The following is a 16,648-nucleotide window of genomic DNA, read 5'->3' on the forward strand; positions in this document are numbered from 1 at the left end:
CCCCCAGACGGCCACCTCAACCGGGAAACACGAGAGCCACGCACACACCGAACGCACCCTCCCCCGCGGCCACCCGCCTCCCTGCCCATCGGCCGGGAAGTGGGACGCCGCGTGCCGGACATGATCGCCTCGGTCGGCTGAGGGCGCGCCGCCGGGCCGAGCTACAGGGCGGAACACCCGGCGGGCTCCTCGGATCCGGGGCTCAGCGGGCAGCCGGTGCGCCGGGCCCCGGCGACCGGGGGCGTGCCGGGCGGCCGAGCGGGGAGCCCCGGCGGGAGCCGAGGGTGGCTGCGGGGCGCCGTAAAATCGGTCTTACTGTGTCTGACTCGCTGAACACCCCCGACGCCCCCGCTCCGGCCGACCCCCACGCATCCGGTGCGTCCATCCGGCACACCCGGGCCAAGGGCGAGCCGCGGTTTCCCGACGGGCCCAAGGCCGATCCCGCCGGGTCGCACTTCGAGCGGCGGATCCGGAGCTTTCAGCCGCGGCGCAGCCGGGTGACGGCCGGGCAGGCCGACGCGCTCCAGCGGCTGTGGCCCGTGTGGGGGCTCGACATCGACGGGCAACAGGTCATCGACCTCGGCGAGCTGTTCGGGAACGACCGGCCCGTCGTGCTGGAGATCGGCTTCGGCATGGGCGAGGCCACCGCGCAGATGGCCGCCGGGGACCCGGACACCAACATCCTCGCCGTCGACGTGCACACCCCGGGGCAGGGCAATCTGCTGAACCTCGCCGACCAGGGCGGCATGACCAACGTCCGGGTGGCCAACGGCGACGCGATCATCCTGCTCCGCGAGATGCTCACGCCCGACGCGCTCGACGGGCTGCGCGTCTACTTCCCGGACCCCTGGCCGAAGAAGCGGCACCACAAGCGGCGGCTCATCCAGCCCGAGTTCCTCACCCTCGCCGCGACGAGGCTGCGCCCCGGCGCGCTCGTGCACTGCGCGACCGACTGGGAGCCGTACGCCGAGCAGATGCTCGACGTCCTCACCGCACACCCGGACTTCGAGAACACGCAGGCGGACGGCGGTTTCGCACCGCGCCCCGCGTTCCGGCCGCTGACCCGTTTCGAGGGGCAGGGACTGGACAAGGGTCATGTGGTGAACGACCTGCTGTTCCGGCGCGTACCGCACAAGAGCGCGTGACCGAGCCGGGCCTTCCCGGTCCGGTAATCCGCTCCAGCCCCTCGTCCCGCCACCGTTAGGGTCGATGCCGTGGCCATCAGTCCGACCAGTCCCCCGTATCCCGCGTATCCGCCCGCCCCCGGCGGTCCCGTGCTGCGCCATCCGCACTGGTGGCAGCGCGCATCGGTGCGGTACGGGGCGCTGATCACGCTGCTGGCGCTGTCCGGGCTGGTGATCCTCGCGCTCGTGCGCCGGCAGACCGGTACCGAGGGGTTCCTCGTCGGCCTCGGGCTGGCCGTGCTGCCCGTGCCCTGGCTGACCGCCGCCTTCCGCTGGCTGGACCGGGTGGCGCCGGGCCCCCGGCGGAACCTCGTCTTCGCGTTCGCCTGGGGCGCCTGCGCGGCGGCGCTCATAGCCATCGTCGCCAACAGCTTCGCGACCAGGTGGATAGCCACCGCCACCGCCGATCCGGCCGGCGCCGACACCCTCGGCGCCACCGTGATAGCGCCGATCGTCGAGGAGTCCGCCAAGGCCGCGGCCGTCCTGCTGGTCTTCCTCTTCCGCCGGCGCGACTTCACCGGGATCGTGGACGGGATGGTGATAGCCGGGATCACCGCCACCGGCTTCGCGTTCACCGAGAACATCCTCTACCTCGGCACGGCCTTCGGGGCCGACCAGCTCTCCGGCGACAGCGGCATCGCCTCCGTCACCGCCGCCACCTTCTTCGTGCGCATCGTGATGTCGCCGTTCGCGCACCCCCTGTTCACCACCATGACCGGCCTCGGCTTCGGCCTCTCCGCGTTCTCCGCGCCACGGCAGCGGGCGCGGAGGGTGCTGCTGCCGGTCTGCGGGCTGCTGCTCGCGATGAGCATGCACGCCTTCTGGAACGGCTCCTCGACCTTCGGCGAGTTCGGGTTCTTCGCCGTCTACGGCTGCTTCATGGTGCCCGTGTTCGGGCTGCTGACCTGGCTGGCGATCTGGACGCGGCAGCGTGAGCTGCGGACCGTGCGCGCGGAGCTGCCCGTGTACGTGCTGGCCGGGTGGCTGGGGCCGGCCGTGCCGGACGCGCTGGGATCGATGCGGGCGCGGCGCGCAGCACGCGACTACGCCCGGCACCACGGCGGGAGGCCGGCGGCGCGGGAGGTGGCGCGCTACGAGGAGTACGCCACGGCGCTCGCGCTGCTGCGGCACCGCGGGCGCACGGGGCGGGCCGGGGCCGACTTCGTCGTACGGGAGGGGGAGCTGCTGGACGCGCTCTGGCGGCGCAGGGACGCGGCGCGGCCGGCCCTGGAGTACGCCGCCCGGGCCACCGCCCCGGCTCCGGCGCGCTGGGCTCCCCCGCATCCGCAGAACGGGTACGCGTACGGGTACGGGTACGGCTACCCGGCGGCGCCGTACCCCGCGTACAACCCGTACCAGTCGTAGGCCGTCGGGCTCGCGCGGGGCCCGGCGCCGCCGGGAGGGATCAGGCCGACGCCGCCGTCAGCTTCGTCAGTTCCTCGTCCGTGAGCTTCAGGTCCGCCACTCCCAGCAGTGCGGGGAGCTGGTCGACCGTGCGGGCCGAGGCGATCGGGGCCGTGACCGTCGGCTGGGCCGCGAGCCAGGCCAGGGCGACCGTGGCGAGCGGGGCCTCGTGGGCGGCGGCGACCTCGTCCAGGGCGGCGAGGACCTGCTGGCCGCGCTCGGAGTCCGCGTACTCCTGCACCCGGCCGGCGCGGGCGCTGTCGACCGTGGTGCCGGGGCGGTACTTGCCGGTGAGGAAGCCCGAGGCGAGCGCGAAGTACGGCACCGCGGCCAGGTTCTCCTTGGCGGCCACCTCCTGCAGCCCGCCCTCGTAGGTGTCGCGGGAGACCAGGTTGTAGTGCGGCTGGAGGGCGACGTAGCGGGCCAGGCCCTCGCGCGCGGAGAAGTCGAGGGACTCCTGCAGGCGCTCGGCGCTGATGTTGGAGGCGGCGATGTGCCGGACCTTGCCCGCCTTCACCAGCTCGTCGAGGGCGCCGATGATCTCCTCGACCGGGACCTCGGGCCTGTCGAAGTGGGTGTAGTAGAGGTCGATGTAGTCGGTGTCCAGGCGGCGCAGGGAGGCGTCGGCGGCGGCCTTGATGTTGGCGGCGGACAGGCCCTGGTACTCGGGGTGCTGGCTGACCTTGGTGGCGATGACGACGTCGGAGCGGTTGCCGCGGGCCTTGACCCACTTGCCGATGATCGTCTCCGACTCACCGCCCTTGTTGCCCTCGATCCAGGCGGTGTAGGCGTCGGCGGTGTCGATGAAGTTGCCGCCGGCCGCCGCGTAGGCGTCGAGGACGGCGAAGGAGGTCTCCTCGTCGGCGGTCCAGCCGAAGACGTTGCCGCCGAGGGAGAGGGGGAAGACCTGGAGATCCGAACTGCCGAGTGTGCGCAAGGAAGTCATGCTCCACGTCAACGCCGGCGGCAGATGATCTCATTCCGCCACCGGCGCCACGATCACCCGGAAGGTCGGCCGGGTCAGGGGTTGAGGCCCTTGTCCCGCAGCCACGGCGCCGGGTCGATGGCGGTGGCCTGGCCGTTCGGGTGGACCTCCAGGTGCAGGTGCGGGCCGGTGACGTTGCCGGTGGCGCCGACCCGGCCGATGACGTCGCCGGTCGAGACCTTCTGGCCGACCGAGACGCCGATCGAGGACTGGTGGCAGAACCACAGCTCGGTGCCGTCGTCCAGGGTCAGGACGGTGCGGTAGCCGTAGGCACCGGCCCAGCCGGCCTGGGTGACGGTGCCGCCGTGGACCGCCTTGATGAGGGTGCCGGTGGGGGCCGCGAAGTCGAGACCGGTGTGGTAGCCCGAGGACCACATCGCGCCGGGCTGACCGAAGGTGCCGGTGATCGTGTACGACACGACGGGCAGCGTGTACTGCGTGGCCAGCTCGGCCAGGCGCTTGGCCTCGGCGGCCTTCGCGGCGTCGGCCTCCGCCGTGGCCTTGGCGGCCGTTGCCTTGGCGGCGGCGTCCTTCTCGGCCTTGGCGGCCGCGTCGGCGGTCTGCTGCTCGGCGGCGGCGAGCCTGGCGGCGGTGGCCCGGCTGTCGGCCTTGCTCCGCTGCTGCTCGGCCTGGGCCATGATCCGGTTGCGCAGGGCCTCGCCGGCGTCGCCGTTGCTGCCGCTCTCGGTGTGCATGCCGACGTCGGAGAGCCCGGTGGCGGTGGTGGACTTCGGTGCCTCGGTGGAGCCGCCCTCGAAGAGGTGGCTCACGGAGTCCGGCAGGGAGATGGAGACCGGCGGCTTGCCGGTGTGGGCGCTGGCCATGCCGCCCGCGCCGACGGCGGCGACGACGCCGACGCCGAGGACGGTGGAGCTGCGGGCGAAGCCGTTGCGCTGCTTGGCGACCCGGTGCCGGCCGCGGACCCGGTCGACGGAGTCCTCGGTGGGGTTCCACTCCTCCCACGTGCCCTCTTCGGCGTGGTAGGAGCCGTAGCCGAAGGGTTCGGGCTCGTCGGACGCCGGTATGGACGGGGCTTCGGGGGCAAGCCGGTTGGACGCCACGCGGGCGTACTCCTTTCCTTCCGTCGCCTACCGGGTTAGCTGACGGGTTCGGAGCAGGAAGGTCTCCTACGCGCGTATACCGGGCGTGGACTCAGTGAGTTCACGTCGGCGTCCGCGTGATTCACCCCAAGGTGGTGGTTCCCCGGTTCCCTCGCGGGATTCGGCGCGTGCGCACGGAGCCGCCTCTTGTGACGGCTGGGACGACCGCGCTGCGTTATCGAACGTTAATAGACCCGCGAGGCACTTTCCAAGCCGTTCGGCTTGATCGTTAACGCTTTCCGGCCGGATGCACCAGTCAATACCGCAGCAAACCGGACGAGTTGGCCACCGTTCAAGAGTCTCGGCGTTTTTGATGGTGTCTCAGATGTTATGCGGACGGCGGTCGCGCGGTCACCGTCGGTGAACAGGTCGTGACGGTGGGCCCGGAATCACCGCGCGGCGGGCCTTGCGATCAAGCGGTGTGCGAGCACCCCTTCGCATGGGGTACTCTTGAGACACAACGACGCGGGGTGGAGCAGCTCGGTAGCTCGCTGGGCTCATAACCCAGAGGTCGCAGGTTCAAATCCTGTCCCCGCTACTGAAGACTCAGGGCCCGGAATCCACTGGATTCCGGGCCCTGAGTGTTTCGCGCCCCCGAACGGGCGCGGCGGCTCACCGCACCAGATGCCCGTTCGGCGCCTTGGCCCGCGCCTCGTACTCCGGCAGTACGACCACCTCGGCCCCTGCCTGCGCCAGAACCCCGCTCCCGTCGGCCGCCTCCACGAACGTGTCCGGCTCGCGCCACGCCGTCACCACCCTGCGCACTCCCGCCCGCAGGATCAGCTCGGCGCACGGCGCGGGACGGGACGCGCGGCGGGCGCACGGCTCCAGGCTGCTGTAGACCGTGGCGGCGGCCAGCCGCGGGTCGGCCGGGTCGATCTTGGCCAGCGCCGCCTCCTCCGCGTGGACCACCGGGTCGCCCCCCTCGCGCGAGTGGCCGCGCGCCAGCTCCGTGCCGTCGGCCGCGACGACCACCGCGCCGACGCTGAACGCCGTTTCCGAGGGCGGGCACAGCGCGGCGAGTTCGCAGGCGATGCGCAGCCAGTGGCGGTCGGCGGCGACCGGGGCGGCTCCGGTGCCGGGGGCGGTGGGCTCGTAACGCATGAGGACGACGTCCTCGATCCGGCGGGTCTCGGTGAGGCGGAGGCGGCCGGCCTGGTACCCGCCCGGGCCGAACAGGCGCGGGGCGGCCGGGTCGCCGACGAGGAGCGGGGCGAGGACCAGCTGGAGTTCGTCGGCGAGGCCCTGCTGGAGGAGCTGGGTGTGGACCGTGCCGCCGCCCTCGACCATCAGGCGCCGCACACCGTGCACGACGTACAGGTGCTCCAGGAGCGCCGGCCAGTCGAGGCCGGGGCCGAGCGGGACGACCTCGGCACTGTCGCCGAGGAGGCGTGCGGCGCGCTCGGCGCCGGCGTCGGTCGTGTAGACGACCTTCGCGCCGCCGGTGTGCCAGAACTTCGCGGCCGGATCGAGGTCGCCGGAGGCGGTGACGGTCACCTTGAGGGGGTATGCGGGCTTGCCCTCCGCGACCCGGGCCGCGCGGCGCTCGGCCGAGTTGACCAGCAGCCGCGGGTTGTCCGCGCGGATCGTGCCGGCGCCGACGAGGATGGCGTCGGACGCGGCCCGCACCTCGTCGACCCGGTCGAAGTCGGCCGGGCCGGACAGCAGAAGGCGCTCAGGGCCGGTGTCGTCCAGGTAGCCGTCGAGCGAGACGGCGGCGGACAGCAGCACATACGGGTACGACATCGGGCGCACTCTCCCTGCGGGTCTGCGAGGTCTGCGGAGTCCGGGTCCGCGAAGCCGCAATCTTGGTTCAAGTTTGAAACAAACCTACACTGGCCGCATGACGACCCGCTGGCTCAGCCCCGAGGAGCAGCGCGCCTGGCGCGCGTACATGGCCGCGACCCACCTCCTGGAGGACGCGATGGATCGGCAGCTCCAGCAGGACGCCGGCATGCCCCACCTTTTCTACTCGGTGCTGGCCAACCTCTCCGAGGCGCCCGAGCGGCGGCTGCGCATGACCGATCTCGCCGAGACGGTGAAGATCACGCGCAGCAGGCTGACGTACGCGGTGACCCGGCTGGAGCGGGACGGGCTGGTGCGCCGGGAGGACTGCCGCTGGGACAGGCGCAGCAGCATCGCCGTCCTGACGGACGAGGGGATGGCCGCGCTGGAGCGCGCGGCGCCCGGGCACGTCGAGACCGTGCGCAGCACCCTCTTCGACCGGCTGACGCCCGCGCAGGTGGGACAGCTGGAGGAGATCTTCACGAGCGTCGCGCGGGGACTGCAGGACGAGGACGCCGAGGCCGGGACGGGGGATGTGCCGTGGCGGCGCCGGTCGTCGTGTTCGTCGTCCCAGCCGCCGTCCGCCTCCTCGTGAATCGCTGGAGTCGCTGTGAGTCGCTCCCGAATTCAATTGCTTTAACTTTTAAGCATGCGGTAGGGTCCCCTGTGCATCACTGCTTCAAATCTGAAGCAGCCGCCTCCGGAGGGACCCGCATGCCCGACACCCCCGCCGCCACGCCGCGCGCCCGCGTCCGGGTTCCGCTGCGCTTCCACGACGGCTACAGCGTCGACGCCGAACTCGTCACCTTCCACGGCCTGGCCGATGGCCAGGAGCACGTCGCCGCCGTCCTCGGCGACCCGGCCCCGGGCTCCGTACCGCTGGTGCGGCTGCACTCCGAGTGCCTCACCGGCGACGTCTTCGGCTCGGCCCGCTGCGACTGCGGCCCCCAGTTGCGCGAGGCGGTCGAGCGCATCGCCGACCGGGGCGGTGTGCTGCTCTATCTGCGCCAGGAGGGCCGCGGCATCGGCCTCTACAACAAGCTCGACGCCTACGCCCTCCAGGACCAGGGCCTCGACACCTACGAGGCGAACGCCGCGCTCGGCCTGCCGGAGGACGCCCGCGACTACACCGCCGCCGCACAGATGCTCGCCGCCCTCGGCATCGGCGAACTGGACCTGCTGTCCAACAACCCCGACAAGGCCGAGCAGTTGAGGTCGCTGGGCGTCGTCGTCCGGGACCGGGTGCCGACCGGCGTCTTCACCACGCCCCACAACGTCCGCTACCTGCGCGCGAAGGTCCTCCAGACCCAGCACACGCTGCCGCTGGCCGAGCTGACGGAGCGGACCGCGGGCTGACGGAGCGGACCGCGGGCCGGTCTCACGCCCGGCGGCGGCCGGGGAGGCGCAGGGCCGGCAGGGCGGAGAGGGCCAGCAGGCCCGCCGCCACCGCGTAGGCGATCCGGAAGCCCGCCGGATCCTGGCCCGCCGCGCCGAGCACCACCGACAGCACCGCCGTGCCCACCGACGCCCCGAGCTGGGAGTTGATGCTGAGCGCGGTGCTCGCCGCGGGCATCCGGTCCACGGGCAGGTCTCGGCTCGCGGTCGCCGTCGTCGGCATCAGCACCATGCCGATGCCGGCACCCAGCACCATGGCCGAGGCGACGAACCGCCAGGTCGCGACTTCCGGCACGCCCGCCTGCCAGGCCAGCAGCGCCATCCCGAGGGCGGCGAGCGCGATGCCGGCCGGGACGAGCCGGCGCGGCGAGGCCCGGTCGACCCACCGCGCCGCGAGCTGCATCGCCGTACCGACGACAAGCCCGGTCGGGGCGCCCAGCAGCCCGGCCGCCGTCGCGCTCAGGCCCCGCTCCTGCTGCCAGTACAGCGGGCCGAGCAGCGCCGAGCCGAAGTAGCCGCAGGTGAACAGGGCGAGTGTGGCGATGCCCGCGGCGAAGGTGCGGTCGCGCAGCAGCCGTAGGTCCAGAAGAGGTGCGCTGATCGTCAGTGCCCGGCGGACGAAGGCGCCCGTCAGGGCGGCACCGGCGAGGGCGGGCAGCAGGACGCCGGGGGCGGTGAAGTCGCCGCGCTCGCCGCCCCGGGCCAGGCCGTAGAGCAGCAGGGCGAGACCCGGCGAGAGCATCAGCAGGCCGGGGACGTCCAGGCGGGCGGCGGCACGCGTCGCCGCGTCCGGTTCGTCGCGCGGCAGCAGCTGCAGCGCGAGGGCCAGGGCGACGAGGCCCACGGGCAGGTTCACCAGGAAGATCCAGTGCCAGGACGCCGCGTCGACCAGCCAGCCGCCCAGCATCGGGCCGACGACCGGCCCGACCAGGACGGGCAGTCCGCCGACAGCCATCGCGCGGCCGAGCCGGCGCCGGTCGGCGACCCTCAGCACCATCGTCATCGCGACCGGCTGGAGCAGCCCGCCGCCCAGCCCCTGCACCACACGGAAGGCGATGAGGCTGCCCGCGTCCCAGGCGCAGGCGGCGAGCAGGGAGCCGAGGGTGAACAGGACGAGCGCGGTCGTGTACGTACGCCGGGCGCCGATCCGGGCCATCGCCCAGGCGGCGACCGGGACGACGGCGGCGAGCGCGAGCGCGTAGGCGGTGGCGGTCCACTGGACGGTCTCCAGCGGGGCGCCGAAGGACTCCGAGAGCGAGCGCATCGCGACGTTCACGATCGTCACGTCGAGCACGGACATCACCGAGCCGATGACGGTGACGGTGAGCGTGCGGCGCAGGGCGGTGGCCGGATCGGGTGCCGGACGGTACGGCGGTGCCGCGACGGACCGGGTACTGCTGCTGCTCATCACCGTCCCCGCCCTCAGCCCGCGTAGGGACGCTCGGCGCGCGCGGCCCGCAACGCCCGTCCCCACCAGGCGAGTTGACCGAGCATGCCCTTGGCGGCACCGGCGCAGACGTCGGCGTCGCGCGGGGTGCCGTCCTCGGTGAGACCGGACCAGGGCCCGTGCAGACTGACCGAGTCGCGCACGGTCATGGCGTGCAACTCGGCGAAGACCAGCCGGAGTTGCTCGACCGCGCGCAGCCCGCCGCCGAGACCGCCGTACGACACGAAGCCGACCGGCTTGGCCTGCCACTGGGTGTAGTGCCAGTCGACGAAGTTCTTCAGGGACGCCGGGAAGCTGTGGTTGTACTCGGGCGTGACGACGACGAACGCGTCGGCGGCGGCGAGCCGCGGCGAGATGCCGCCCAGTACGGCGGCGGTCTCCGGGCCCGGCCCGCCGCCCCAGCCGGGCAGCACGAGCGGCAGGTCCACCTCGGCGAGGTCGATGACGTCGAGGTCGAGGCCGGCGTCACCGGCGGCGGCGCCGAGGAACCAGTCGGCGACGGCCCGGCCCACCCGTCCCTCGCGGACGCTGCCGACGACGACGGCGACGCGCAGCGGTGCGTCAGGGGCCGGGGATACGGCTTCGTTGCTGCTCACAGACACAGATGTCCCCCATCTTCCGGCGGTGGGCCGCCCGTTGCGGCCTTCCGCTCCAGCAAGGTACAACGATCGTTGTAATAATTACAACGGACGTTGTCATTCGGCTAGAGTGACGGTCACAGAAGGAGGCGGGCGTGAGCGAAACGAACAAGTCCAGGCTGGAACGGGCACGGCGCGAGGTCTCCCCGCGCAAACTGGAGAAGCAGATCGCCATCGCGAGCGCGTCCTGCACGGTCTTCGGGCGCGAGGGTTACGCGCGCGCCTCGGTCGACGCGCTCGCCGCCGAGGCCGGCGTCTCCACGCGCACGCTCTACAACCACTTCCCCGGCGGCAAGGCACAGCTGTTCCAGACCGTGGTGACCTGGACGTCGGGCGAGGTCCGCGACGCCCAACTGGCCCGGCTGCGCGAGGTGCTGGACCCGGCGCGGCCCCCGCACGCCGAGGACCTGGAGCGTGATCTGGTCGCCCTGGCCCGCGCGTTCGTCGGCCTCATGACCGAGCACCCGAACCACTTCGCCCTCGTCCGGCACATCCACGCCGAGGCCGACCACGTACCGCCGGAGGTCCTGACGGCCTGGCACGAGGAGGGACCGGAACCGGTCGGCCGGGCCGTCGCCGCGGCGATGACCCACCTCGCCGGGGCCGGCCTGCTCGACCTGCACGGCGACCCGGCCATGTCCGCCGCCCACTTCATGGCCCTGACGACGCACACGATCACCCAGCTCAGCCACTACGGCGTCCTGCCCCTGCCGCCGGCCGAGACCGACCGCCTGATCGGCGGCGGGGTCGCGGCCTTCCTGCGGGCCTACGGCCGGGCCGGGGCCGGCCCCACCGGCTGAACGTCAGCCCGCCCGAGCCCCCTCCGCCGCCGGTCCCGGCTCCGCGCCGGCTCGGCCTCCCCCAACGCGCCCGGACCCACACGGGCGATCGGCGTCCCCGCCTCCCCCCACTCCAGCAACCGGAACCCGGCCACGGCGAACGGCCACCCTTATGGGCGGCACCCTGAACTCCGGGACGGGCGAACCTGGTTCGAAGACCGGCCCACTGAAGGCGACGGCTGGGAGGGGGCCGGCCGGGGGCGACGGCCGGGGGATGGTCGGGGGATGGCGAACGATGACGACGCTGCCGGGGCAATGCCGACGGCAGCGCGGGAGGCATATCGGCCGCAGCGCCAGTGCCATGGCGGCGGCAGCGCCGACGGCCGCCCTCGGGCCCCGCGCCAGTCGCGTACGACCCGGCACCTGCCTCGGCGAAGGACCCGGCCGCGGGCGGCTCCCTGAACGCCCGGACGCCCCCCCCGGTTCGAGCACCGCCCCACCGAAGGCGACGGCCGGGAGAGGACGGTGAACGATGACGACGCCGCCGACGGCCGCCTTCGGGCCGATGCCCACCGCGTCGGCAGGCGCGCACGGGCGGACATCCATCGCGCTGACGACCCGCGCGGCCGCGCGTGCTGCCGCGTGACAGGCTCACCGGAAGGCGGCCAGGTCGGTCTCCGGCAGCGGAGCCGCGTACGCCCCGCGGAACCGGGTGGGCCCACGCGGGAGCGGGGACACGACCGCCCGGCCGTCTCACCCGCACCTGCACCTGCCTGCACCCGCACCGGCCCCGGCCCCGGCCCGCCCCGGTCTCCGTGCCGTACAACTCCATACGCAGTACTCTCCCTGAAGTGGTAAGCCGACCCGGTACGGACGTACCCCACACGGGAGCCTGATTTCATGGTGAGACGCAATGACCAGCGGCGGGCCGCGCTCGTCGATGCCGCGATCGAGGTGCTGGCCCGGGAGGGCGCGCGGGGGCTGACCTTCCGTGCGGTCGACGCCGAGGCGGCCGTGCCCACCGGCACGGCGTCCAACTACTTCGGCAGCCGGGACGACCTGCTCACCCAGGCCGGCGCCCGCGTCTACGAGCGGCTCCAGCCCGACGAGGCGACGATCGACCGCCAGCGCAGGGCCGGCCGCGACCGGGACACGTACGCGCTGCTGATGCGCGAACTCGTCGGCCGGATCGCCTCCTTCCGCACCGGCTACCTCGCGCTGCTGGAACTCCGCCTGGAGGCCACCCGCCGCCCCGAACTGCGCGCGGTGCTCACCGAGCGCGTGCGCGCCGACCTCGCCGCCAACGTCGCTTACCACGAGTCCTCCGGCCTGCCCGGCGACGCCACGGCCGTAAAACTGCTCTATCTCTCGCTGAACTGGCTGATCGTCGAACAGCTCACCCTGCCGGACGTCCTGTCGGAGACGGAACGGGACGAGCTGGTGGCCGCCGCCGTCGAACGGATCGTCATCTCGGACTAGGCCAGAAGAGAGGGCGGACTAGGCCAGAAGCGGGGCATTCCCGCTATATTCACGGAATGCAATTTCCTGCCCACTCACATTTTCGCCAATTGCTTCATTAGGCCCGCAGGGCACACTTTCGAGTTACAGAAATACCCGAATGCCCGACACCCGCGCCTCACGAGGGGCTCGTTAGGCGGTCGTGACACGCACCGAAAGGCATGCGGCCGGCAACCTTCACGGGACCATCACACTCCAGCTGGACTCCAGCGACCGTGACGGGTTCCTCGACGGGCTCATCGACGGTTGTTCAGATCTTCTCGATGATTTCCTGAGAAGGATCAGCCAGTTGGAAAGTGATTACTCGCGGGCGATGGTGGGGCTGTAGGACTTATCTGATGGACAGGATTCACAATGAAGACATCTTCTGTGACGCCGAGTTCAGCACGATCGAGATGCAGTGGGATCCGGTCGAGGAGCTGGCCCAGATGCTGTCGGGAGCGGCCACCACGGCCACACCCGACGAGGCTCCGCCGGCCGGACGCTCCAGTCACCGGCGCAACCGGCGGCGGGTCCACGCGGAATCCCGCTGGATGCGCGACAGCCAGCGCGGGGCACACGTCACGATCCTGATCGCGACCATCTCGGTGTGCGCGGTGTGCATGTTGGGCTGGTCTTTTTCTTATTCCTATGCACAGCTCCGCGCCACCGCGTCCGGCGTATTGCCGATGCACTTGGCACGGTGGTGGCCGCTGACGGTGTACGGGCCGTGGCTCGTGGCGGCCCTTTCCATTCTGCGGGCCACCGTTCAGAATCGGAGCGCGCGGCGGTCCTGGTGCGTTCTGCTGGGCGCCTCCGCGATGGCCGTCGCCCTGTGCGTCAGCCATTCATCACATTCACTGCTTTCACTGATCATCTTCGGAATTCCGCCGATCACCGCACTGGTGTGTTTCTGGGAGATCGTCGGCCAGGTCTCGTCCAAGGTGACCAGACCCCGGCACGCCGCGCACGACCGGCGCGGCACCAAGCCGCAGGGACCGTACGACAGCCTGTGAGACGGGGGTGGGGCAGGGCCGCCGTACCCGGACCTGCCCCACCGGTGCCCTGCCGGTGCCTTACCGGTGCCTTACCGGTGGTGGCCGTGGTGCGGGCCGGGTGTGCGGCACAGCGCGATGACCGCCGCGTCGTCGTCGAGGCGGCCGCCGACGTGCGCGAGCAGATCGCGCCGGAGCGAGTGCACCAGCTTCTCGGGGCTCTGTCCGGCCCACAGCACGGCCCGCTCGGCCAGCGGATAGAAGGCACCCGAGGTGTTCCGGGCCTCGATGACGCCGTCGGTGTAGAGCAGGAGCGTGTCGCCGGGTTCGAAGGAGAGCACGTCGACGGTGTACGTGCTCGGCGCCAGCCGGCCGATCCCCAGCGGGGGCGCCGGGTGCAGGGGAACCGTGACCGCGCCGTCCGGACCGAGCAGCAGCGGTGGGGGATGCCCGCAGCTGATGATCCGGATGACGCGGTCGTCGTCGGGGACCTCCAGCAGCAGCGCGGTGGCGAACTGCTCCCCGCTCTCCCCGGTGGGCGCCAGCTGGGCCAGGTTCCGGGTCACGCTCTGTTCCAGCGCGGCGGCCAGCGCCGGCAGACCGGCGTGCTGGTGGGCGGCCTCCCGGAAGGCTCCGATCAGCAGGGCGGCCTCGCCGATGGCCGGCAGGCCCTTGCCGCGCACGTCCCCGATCATGATCCGGACGCCGCCGTCGACGGGGGTGGCCGCGTACAGGTCGCCGCCGATCTGGGCCTCGTCCTCGGCCGCCATGTACAGCACGGCGACCCGCACACAGCCGAGCTGGTCGGGCAGCGGCCACAGCAGCACGTGCTGCGTGGCCTCGGCGACCGTACGCACCCGGGCCAGCTGGCGGCGGTGCCGCTCACGCAGCACGCAGAAGACCACGACCAGGGCCGACAGCACCGCCAGGGCGAGGATCTGCACCAGCACGTTGCGGGTGAGCAGCACGCCGAAGTGCCAGCCGATGTACGCCTGCGCCGCCACGGTCAGCAGCCCGACCAGCGCGGTCAGCCAGGGGCCTGCGAAGTAGGCGGTGATCGCGGGGGCGATGACCAGCAACGGCCCCAGATGGACGTCCCCCGGGACGAGTTGGTCCACCGTCGTGATCACCACGATGATCGTGACCGGAACCGCCAGCAGCGCATGGCTCGACCGCCATGGCCGCCGCCCGGCGGCCCCGCCCTGCCGGAGATGCATGTATCCACACTGCACCGCGCCGCAGCAGCTGACGACCGGAAGCACCCACGCGCGGGATCCGGCCGCCCGCCCCGGAAACACCGCGGCGCCCGGACCGGCCGAAGCCGGTCCGGGCGCCGCGTGGCGAGCCGAAGGGGGAGATCCCCGCCCGCCGTCCGTAGGCCCTGTGGGACTCGAACCCACAACCAATGGATTAAAAGTCCACTGCTCTGCCAATTGAGCTAAGGGCCCAGGCGATGTTGCCTGTCCGAGCATAGCCGGACGCGGCCGTGTCTCCGATCGGGTATCGGTGGACCGGCCGCGTCGCGGGGGGAGGAAGGGGCGGGATGGTCACTTTTCGGCCGTCTGCGGGGCGGGAACGCGGTCCGGGGTGAGGAACCAGCGGCGGGCCGAGGCGAGCCACCAGGCCGCGGCGAAGCCGAGGACGACCAGGACGGCGACGGGGGCGTAGTTGAAGGTCTTCCAGGTGACCGGGGAGACCTGCGGGAGCATGAAGAGGATCGTGATCGCCACGACCCAGAGGACCGACACGACTCCGATCGCCCCCGACCAGCGGCCCAGGTGCCATGGCCCGCGTTCGAAGGCGGCGCCCTTGCGGACGCGCAGGAAGGTCGGGATGACGTACGCGATGTACAGGCCGATCACCGCGATCGACGTGACCGCCGCGTACGCCGTCGAGTTGATCAGATAGGGCAGGCCCAGGACGAGAGCGGCCAGGGCGGCCAGCCAGACGGCGGCGACGGGGGTGCGCGAGCGCGGGCCGACCGTGTGCCAGAGGTGCGAGAACGGCAGCGCGCCGTCGCGCGAAAAGGCGTAGATCATGCGGCTGTTGGCGGTCACCGAGGCCATTCCGCAGAAGAGCTGGGCGCCGATCACGACGAGGAGCAGGAGCTTGCCCGTCGTGGCTCCCAGGGCGTCCAGGAGGATCTGTGCCGGGGGCGCGCCGGTCGGGGAGGCCAGCTCCTTGTCGTAGGACTGGATCGCGAAGGTGAAGCCGAGGAGGAGCACGAAGCCGGCGATCCAGGACGTCCAGATGGAGCGGACGATGCCCTTCGGGCCGGCCGTGGACGCGTCGTGGGTCTCCTCCGTCATGTGCGCGGAGGCGTCGTAGCCGGTGAAGGTGTACTGGGCCATCAGGAGGCCGAGGAGGACCACGTACGGGCCGCTGCCCCAGCCGGTCTCGTTCACGAACTTCGTGAACACGAAGGACGCCGACCGGTGGTGGTCGGGGACGAAGGTCAGCGCGCCGACGATGACGGCCACGCCGAGCACGTGCCACCACACGCTCACATCGTTCAGGAACGCGACGATCCGCACGCCGAAGGTGTTCAGCAGGCCGTGCAGGACGAGGATCGCGGCGAAGAGGAGGACCGTGCGGCCCGGGGTCACCCCGAAGCCGAACTGGAGGTTCAGGTACGCGCCGAGGAAGGAGGCCGCGCCGAAGTCGATGCCGGCCGTCACCGCGACCTGGCCCAGCACGTTGAACCAGCCCGTGAACCACGCCCAGGCCGCCGCCGAGCGGGGCGGCGCGAGGCGGTGGGCCCAGAAGTAGAGGCCGGCCGAGGTCGGGTACGCCGAGCAGATCTCGGCCATCGACAGGCCCACGAACAGGGTCATCAGGCCGACGGCCACCCAGCCCCAGGTGATCACCGCCGGGCCGCCGGTGGTCATGCCGAAGAGATAGAGCGTCAGACAGCCGGACAGCACCGAGATGATCGTGAAGGACACGGCGTAGTTCGAGAACGCCGACATCCGGCGGGCGAGGACCTGGGTGTAGCCGAGCTGGGCCAGTCGTTCCTCGTCCGACAGGCCGTGCGCCCCGTTCGCTCTCGCGTCTTCTGTCATGCCCCCAGCAATTCCCCCACCCGACGGGTGACATGCGTCACGCTATGGCCAAAAAAGGCCCGTACGACGGTGTCGTACGGGCCCTTCTCAGGTCACTCGGCCAGGCTCACCCGGCGTCAGCCGTTGCGCTTCCAGCGGGGCTTGTCCTCGCGGCGGCCGAACGAGCCGGTGCCGCGGTGGTCGTCACGGCGGCCGAAGGGGCGGTCGTGACCGGCGGAGCGGAAGCCGGGACGGTCGTCGCGACGGTCACGGTTGAACGGACGGTCGCTGCCCCGGTGCCCGCCGCGCTCGTCCCGGCGGAAGCCGCCGCGGTCGTCACGGCGCTCGAAGGAACGGCCACCACGGTCGCCGCCCCGGTCGAAGCCCCGGTCACGGTC

15 protein-coding genes, 2 tRNA genes, 1 pseudogene and 1 riboswitch are annotated in these 16,648 nt (G+C 72.1%); of the genes and pseudogenes, 9 read left to right on the top strand and 9 right to left on the bottom strand.

Annotated elements, in window-relative coordinates:
- Window positions 1–317 precede the first annotated feature (317 nt).
- Both trmB and ACZ4MF_RS03815 read left to right on the top strand, forming a co-directional pair.
- On the top strand, window positions 318–1,145 hold the full coding sequence (gene trmB / locus ACZ4MF_RS03810; RefSeq protein ID WP_467489514.1) for a tRNA (guanosine(46)-N7)-methyltransferase TrmB: 828 nt from the start codon (window positions 318–320) through the stop codon (window positions 1,143–1,145).
- A 69-nt stretch (window positions 1,146–1,214) separates the two neighbouring features.
- Complete coding sequence (locus ACZ4MF_RS03815; RefSeq protein WP_467489516.1) at window positions 1,215–2,549, top strand: PrsW family intramembrane metalloprotease; 1,335 nt, start codon at window positions 1,215–1,217, stop codon at window positions 2,547–2,549.
- Between the two features lie 40 nt (window positions 2,550–2,589).
- Here ACZ4MF_RS03815 and ACZ4MF_RS03820 read toward each other — a convergent pair whose 3' ends face one another.
- Both ACZ4MF_RS03820 and ACZ4MF_RS03825 read right to left on the bottom strand, forming a co-directional pair.
- A complete protein-coding gene (locus ACZ4MF_RS03820; protein ID WP_467489518.1) occupies window positions 2,590–3,534 on the bottom strand; it encodes an aldo/keto reductase in 945 nt (314 codons plus the stop codon).
- 74 nt (window positions 3,535–3,608) lie between these two features.
- On the bottom strand, window positions 3,609–4,634 hold the full coding sequence (locus ACZ4MF_RS03825; protein ID WP_467489520.1) for a M23 family metallopeptidase: 1,026 nt from the start codon (window positions 4,632–4,634) through the stop codon (window positions 3,609–3,611).
- Between the two features lie 9 nt (window positions 4,635–4,643).
- Window positions 4,644–4,810: riboswitch (cyclic di-AMP (ydaO/yuaA leader) on the bottom strand.
- A 327-nt stretch (window positions 4,811–5,137) separates the two neighbouring features.
- Between ACZ4MF_RS03825 and ACZ4MF_RS03830 the strand changes: the two genes are divergently transcribed.
- A tRNA-Met gene (locus tag ACZ4MF_RS03830) sits at window positions 5,138–5,211 on the top strand.
- Between the two features lie 74 nt (window positions 5,212–5,285).
- On the opposite strand, the gene ACZ4MF_RS03835 is transcribed toward ACZ4MF_RS03830, so the two are convergent.
- On the bottom strand, window positions 5,286–6,419 hold the full coding sequence (locus tag ACZ4MF_RS03835) for a dihydrofolate reductase family protein (protein WP_467489522.1): 1,134 nt from the start codon (window positions 6,417–6,419) through the stop codon (window positions 5,286–5,288).
- Window positions 6,420–6,516: 97 nt separating this feature from the next.
- Here ACZ4MF_RS03835 and ACZ4MF_RS03840 point away from each other — a divergent pair, with 97 nt between their 5' ends.
- Together ACZ4MF_RS03840 and ACZ4MF_RS03845 are read left to right on the top strand one after the other, a co-directional pair.
- Window positions 6,517–7,053: a MarR family winged helix-turn-helix transcriptional regulator gene (locus tag ACZ4MF_RS03840; protein ID WP_467489524.1), complete on the top strand. Its 537-nt coding sequence runs from the start codon at window positions 6,517–6,519 to the stop codon at window positions 7,051–7,053.
- A 119-nt stretch (window positions 7,054–7,172) separates the two neighbouring features.
- Window positions 7,173–7,814, top strand: a complete 642-nt coding sequence (locus ACZ4MF_RS03845) for a GTP cyclohydrolase II (protein ID WP_467489526.1) — start codon at window positions 7,173–7,175, stop codon at window positions 7,812–7,814.
- 22 nt (window positions 7,815–7,836) lie between these two features.
- On the opposite strand, the gene ACZ4MF_RS03850 is transcribed toward ACZ4MF_RS03845, so the two are convergent.
- Together ACZ4MF_RS03850 and ACZ4MF_RS03855 are read right to left on the bottom strand one after the other, a co-directional pair.
- Window positions 7,837–9,261, bottom strand: coding sequence for a DHA2 family efflux MFS transporter permease subunit (locus ACZ4MF_RS03850; protein ID WP_467489528.1), 1,425 nt, complete (start codon window positions 9,259–9,261; stop codon window positions 7,837–7,839).
- A 14-nt stretch (window positions 9,262–9,275) separates the two neighbouring features.
- Window positions 9,276–9,896 carry an NADPH-dependent FMN reductase gene (locus tag ACZ4MF_RS03855; RefSeq protein WP_467489530.1) on the bottom strand — a complete coding sequence of 207 codons (621 nt, stop codon included), beginning with the start codon at window positions 9,894–9,896 and terminating at the stop codon, window positions 9,276–9,278.
- 137 nt (window positions 9,897–10,033) lie between these two features.
- On the opposite strand from ACZ4MF_RS03855, the gene ACZ4MF_RS03860 reads away from it, so the two are divergent.
- From ACZ4MF_RS03860 to ACZ4MF_RS03875, 4 genes are all read left to right on the top strand, one after another.
- Window positions 10,034–10,738, top strand: a complete 705-nt coding sequence (locus tag ACZ4MF_RS03860; protein ID WP_467489532.1) for a TetR/AcrR family transcriptional regulator — start codon at window positions 10,034–10,036, stop codon at window positions 10,736–10,738.
- A gap of 879 nt (window positions 10,739–11,617) precedes the next feature.
- Window positions 11,618–12,196, top strand: coding sequence for a TetR/AcrR family transcriptional regulator (locus tag ACZ4MF_RS03865; RefSeq protein ID WP_467489534.1), 579 nt, complete (start codon window positions 11,618–11,620; stop codon window positions 12,194–12,196).
- Window positions 12,197–12,377: 181 nt separating this feature from the next.
- Window positions 12,378–12,563 carry a hypothetical protein gene (locus ACZ4MF_RS03870; protein ID WP_356029944.1) on the top strand — a complete coding sequence of 62 codons (186 nt, stop codon included), beginning with the start codon at window positions 12,378–12,380 and terminating at the stop codon, window positions 12,561–12,563.
- A 10-nt stretch (window positions 12,564–12,573) separates the two neighbouring features.
- A complete protein-coding gene (locus tag ACZ4MF_RS03875; protein WP_467489536.1) occupies window positions 12,574–13,230 on the top strand; it encodes a DUF2637 domain-containing protein in 657 nt (218 codons plus the stop codon).
- Between the two features lie 71 nt (window positions 13,231–13,301).
- On the opposite strand, the gene ACZ4MF_RS03880 is transcribed toward ACZ4MF_RS03875, so the two are convergent.
- The 4 genes and pseudogenes from ACZ4MF_RS03880 to ACZ4MF_RS03895 all read right to left on the bottom strand — a co-directional run.
- On the bottom strand, window positions 13,302–14,426 hold the full coding sequence (locus tag ACZ4MF_RS03880) for a PP2C family protein-serine/threonine phosphatase (RefSeq protein WP_467489538.1): 1,125 nt from the start codon (window positions 14,424–14,426) through the stop codon (window positions 13,302–13,304).
- A 158-nt stretch (window positions 14,427–14,584) separates the two neighbouring features.
- Window positions 14,585–14,657 (bottom strand) — tRNA-Lys (locus tag ACZ4MF_RS03885).
- 99 nt (window positions 14,658–14,756) lie between these two features.
- A complete protein-coding gene (locus ACZ4MF_RS03890; RefSeq protein WP_467489540.1) occupies window positions 14,757–16,271 on the bottom strand; it encodes an amino acid permease in 1,515 nt (504 codons plus the stop codon).
- Window positions 16,272–16,387: 116 nt separating this feature from the next.
- Window positions 16,388–16,648 (bottom strand): annotated as a pseudogene (locus ACZ4MF_RS03895) (DEAD/DEAH box helicase); the annotation flags it as partial.

It is taken from the genome of Streptomyces sp. NPDC025793 (assembly GCF_055558375.1).

What these genes read in the sequence shown, in the direction of transcription:
- ACZ4MF_RS03840 (WP_467489524.1), top strand. Translation starts at nt 6,517, where the DNA reads ATGACGACCCGCTGGCTCAGCCCCGAGGAGCAGCGCGCCTGGCGCGCG.
- ACZ4MF_RS03890 (WP_467489540.1), bottom strand. Translation starts at nt 16,271, where the DNA reads ATGACAGAAGACGCGAGAGCGAACGGGGCGCACGGCCTGTCGGACGAG.
- ACZ4MF_RS03850 (WP_467489528.1), bottom strand. Translation starts at nt 9,261, where the DNA reads ATGAGCAGCAGCAGTACCCGGTCCGTCGCGGCACCGCCGTACCGTCCG.
- ACZ4MF_RS03865 (WP_467489534.1), top strand. Translation starts at nt 11,618, where the DNA reads ATGGTGAGACGCAATGACCAGCGGCGGGCCGCGCTCGTCGATGCCGCG.
- ACZ4MF_RS03820 (WP_467489518.1), bottom strand. Translation starts at nt 3,534, where the DNA reads ATGACTTCCTTGCGCACACTCGGCAGTTCGGATCTCCAGGTCTTCCCC.
- ACZ4MF_RS03880 (WP_467489538.1), bottom strand. Translation starts at nt 14,426, where the DNA reads ATGCATCTCCGGCAGGGCGGGGCCGCCGGGCGGCGGCCATGGCGGTCG.
- ACZ4MF_RS03845 (WP_467489526.1), top strand. Translation starts at nt 7,173, where the DNA reads ATGCCCGACACCCCCGCCGCCACGCCGCGCGCCCGCGTCCGGGTTCCG.
- ACZ4MF_RS03835 (WP_467489522.1), bottom strand. Translation starts at nt 6,419, where the DNA reads ATGTCGTACCCGTATGTGCTGCTGTCCGCCGCCGTCTCGCTCGACGGC.
- ACZ4MF_RS03875 (WP_467489536.1), top strand. Translation starts at nt 12,574, where the DNA reads ATGGACAGGATTCACAATGAAGACATCTTCTGTGACGCCGAGTTCAGC.